This is a genomic window from Streptomyces massasporeus (genome assembly GCF_014648995.1).
GTDB lineage: Bacteria > Actinomycetota > Actinomycetes > Streptomycetales > Streptomycetaceae > Streptomyces > Streptomyces massasporeus.
Genome location: NZ_BMSE01000055.1, coordinates 1 through 2,976 on the forward strand (window position 1 = coordinate 1; position 2,976 = coordinate 2,976).

The following is a 2,976-nucleotide window of genomic DNA, read 5'->3' on the forward strand; positions in this document are numbered from 1 at the left end:
TCAGCGCATTGACCTGGTGTGACCGTCATGTGAGGTAGCGAGTATTAGCGGGTTCTAGCGGAGACATGCGTCTGCCCGCGAAGATCATCTCCCATCTGTCTCCCATTTCCCATCAGGGAATGAACCCAGAGGCCCTCATGGGGCGTAATAGAGAGACCGGAGCCGGAGTCGTCTTGCTCACCTTGGGGGTAGCGATCGACTCCGGCTCCGGCCTCCTGCACAACGAGTTCCCCACGTCCTGATGACGGAAAATGGTTCACCCGTTCGGGTGGATACGCGGCTCGGGTTGCCGGGTATCCGGGTGGGTCGGGCTCTGGCCGCCATAGGGGGTACGCGGCAGACCTCCGGCCCTCGGAGCCCTCAGGGACCTGAACCCTGCGGCACCGAATCCTCTCTCTTCAGCTGACGGGCCACCTCGACGCGGGCTGGATATATCCAGCTCCTGAGACGCCTCATAGCGTCTGACTCCACGTCATGATCAGCGGCGGGGGTGTCGATGCCGGAGCTTGCGCGCCATCGGCGCATCGCTGCCGACATCCGTCGCCGTATCGCCGCCGGGGAATGGCGGCCGGGCGAGTCCCTGCCTTCGAGAGCCGAGCTAGCTGCCGAACTCGGCGTGCACCCACAAACGGTGCGTCTCGCTTACGTCTTGCTGCGCCGTACCGGCGTTTTGGAGGGCGAGGAGCGCAAGGCCGTCTATGTGGCGCATCCTCCAGCTATGCGCACCCTCACGGACGCTGACGCCCCCTGGCCGTTCTCCAGCGAGACCACCGACACCCGCCCGCGCCCCGCCACGGTGGACCTTGCGGAGCGGCTTGATGTCCGGGTGGGCACGATGCTGCGGCACGAGACGGTGGAGTGCCTGGATCCGGGCGGCAGGTCGGCGATGCTGGTGTCGTCGTGGTGGCGCGGCCAGCGCCGGCCTCACGCGTCGTACACCGCGGAGCTTGGCTGTGTGGAGCTGGCGGAGGAGCAGGCGCACGCGCTGGGCCTGCTGGTGGACACCACGGCCTTCCGCGTGACTCGCACTCGCTTCGACCATGATGGCCGCCCCCTGGAGACTGCTGACCTGATCCTGCCGATGGATCGCTGGTTGATTCGGTTGGCGCCCACGGGAAAGTGAGCGCTTTCGGTCGGGCGTGTGGGGCGCCTCGACTCAGGAGTAAAGCCGACTTTCGGCCCTGGCGGAAGATGCTCCATGCATATTCTTTGACTTTCTGTTGACCCTCGACCCGTCTCCGTAACCACTGGTCAGGCGTTGGCCAAACGTTCCTGCGTTGCCGCAGGTCGCTGAACGGTCGGCCAGTAGGGGCGAGCCAGGCGTGGCCGGATTCCCGCCACCGGGAACCGGCCAGTCACCCCGGTTGGTCGCCTATCAGCCGCCTGCGCGCGTCCTCGTCGACCTGCCGGTAAGCCCGGTGCAACCGCTCCCCCGTGTCGCAGCGCTCGTCGATAGCGCGGCAGCCCCAGCAGCGGGTGGCGTGTTCGGTGTAGCGGCCGTAGGCCTCTTGCACCTCGCTCAGGCGGACGCCAGCCGCTACGGCCGGCCCGCTTCCACCGGGGTCTGGTGTGTCTCTACCCTCGTCCATGCCTGCGCTCCTTGCAGCGTCGGCCATGCCCCGGGGCCGGTCGCACGGCCGCCGGGGTCTTGCAATTTCACGATACCCACTGCGACAGGCGCGATAGGTCCGATAGGTGCGACAGGTTCGCTCGCCTCGCCCATCGGACTGAGTCCGCTTAGCGTCGGGATCATGGACTGGCAGCCGGATATCCCTAGGTGGCGGCAGGTGTACGCCGTGATGGAGGAGCGGATCGCGGATGGCACGTACCCGCCGGGCGGACGGCTGCCGTCGGTGGTTGACGTGTGCGGCGAGTTCGGCATCAGCCAGATGACGGCGCGGAAGGTGCTGCAGAAGCTGCGGGAGGCCGGCCTGGCCGCGATGCAGCCAGGGATCGGCACATTCGTCACAGCCCTCCCGCAGTCGCCACCGGACGGCCGGTCAGCTCGATGACGTCATGCCGCCTCATCAGTGGCTGGGTCGCAGAGGAGGGCGATGATCTCAGGGTCGACACCCGTGGTCAGCGTGCGCTCGACGGACCACCCTTGCTTACTCAGCCGGCCGTGGACGGTGTCGTAGTTCAGGCCCAGGAGCTCCGCCCACTCCGCGATGGTTCTCGTCTGACCCCGGAAGGTCACGAAGCGGCTGCTGCGCTTGTTGCGCGCTTGCTCAATGAGCGTCGCCCATCGGCAGTTGCCCGGCTCGTATCCGCGGTCGTTGTCGATGCGCTCTAGCGTCAGCTCTTCGGAGAACGATGTGCCCATGTCTGCGGCGAAGGCCGCAAACGTCTTCCATCGTTCACACACGACTATGCCTCGCCCGCCGTAGTCGGCGTAGCGCGGATGCTTCCTGTCGGTCGTTCGTGCGATCATCCCGCGCCAGCGGCTGTACAAGGGGTCGGCCCGCAACCCGGGGCGCTTAGGCGGGCCGCTCGGGATGCAGCCACACGATGCGGTGTGCCCTGATTTCAGATGGTCGGCGCGCACCATCTTCTCGTTGCCGCAGACACAAGCGCAGCGCCAAAGGATTCGGCGTCGCCCTACAGCTACGTCGTCACCGATGACGGTGAGGCGGCCGAACTGTCGGCCGGTCAAGTCTTCTCGTCGTATCAAGTCACCCTGCTTTCCTCGGTCGTTCCTTGGTTGGGAGTGGCAGCCGCGAGGCCTAGCTCAGTTTCCCAGAGGGCACTGACAACACCGGGAAACTGCCGCAGCCGCCGAAGTCATAGCCCGCTGTCAGAGGGGAGCACTACCCTGATCGCCATGTCCTCCTCTCCCCCGCCGCCGGGTCCCGCGCGGCCTGCTGCTGCGGTGCAGGCGGAGATCCGCGCGCTGCTGCAGGAGACGGGCGGCTGGTTGTGGGGGCCGACTCGGGAGCGGTACGAGCAGCTGCGGGATGAGTGGGTGGAGGCCGTGCG

4 protein-coding genes are annotated in these 2,976 nt (G+C 66.8%); 2 read left to right on the forward strand and 2 right to left on the reverse strand.

Translation table 11 applies throughout. The annotated features are described in order from the left end of the window. Positions 1–496: 496 nt before the first annotated feature. On the forward strand, positions 497–1,123 hold the full coding sequence (locus IE153_RS41105; protein WP_189594781.1) for a GntR family transcriptional regulator: 627 nt from the start codon (positions 497–499) through the stop codon (positions 1,121–1,123). A 232-nt stretch (positions 1,124–1,355) separates the two neighbouring features. On the opposite strand, the gene IE153_RS41110 is transcribed toward IE153_RS41105, so the two are convergent. After that, positions 1,356–1,589: a hypothetical protein gene (locus IE153_RS41110; protein ID WP_189594782.1), complete on the reverse strand. Its 234-nt coding sequence runs from the start codon at positions 1,587–1,589 to the stop codon at positions 1,356–1,358. A 162-nt stretch (positions 1,590–1,751) separates the two neighbouring features. Between IE153_RS41110 and IE153_RS41115 the strand changes: the two genes are divergently transcribed. Continuing rightward, the gene (locus IE153_RS41115) at positions 1,752–2,012 is read left to right on the forward strand and encodes a winged helix-turn-helix domain-containing protein (RefSeq protein ID WP_189594783.1); all 261 of its coding nucleotides are present in this window, start codon (positions 1,752–1,754) and stop codon (positions 2,010–2,012) included. Between the two features lie 2 nt (positions 2,013–2,014). Here the strand turns inward: IE153_RS41115 and IE153_RS41120 are convergent, their stop codons facing one another. Next, a complete protein-coding gene (locus tag IE153_RS41120) occupies positions 2,015–2,653 on the reverse strand; it encodes a hypothetical protein (RefSeq protein ID WP_189594784.1) in 639 nt (212 codons plus the stop codon). Between the last annotated feature and the right edge of the window lie 323 nt (positions 2,654–2,976).

Excerpts from the sequence above, each read along its gene's own strand:
- IE153_RS41105 (WP_189594781.1), top strand. The coding sequence starts at position 497 with ATGCCGGAGCTTGCGCGCCATCGGCGCATCGCTGCCGACATCCGTCGC.
- IE153_RS41110 (WP_189594782.1), bottom strand. The coding sequence starts at position 1,589 with ATGGACGAGGGTAGAGACACACCAGACCCCGGTGGAAGCGGGCCGGCC.
- IE153_RS41115 (WP_189594783.1), top strand. The coding sequence starts at position 1,752 with ATGGACTGGCAGCCGGATATCCCTAGGTGGCGGCAGGTGTACGCCGTG.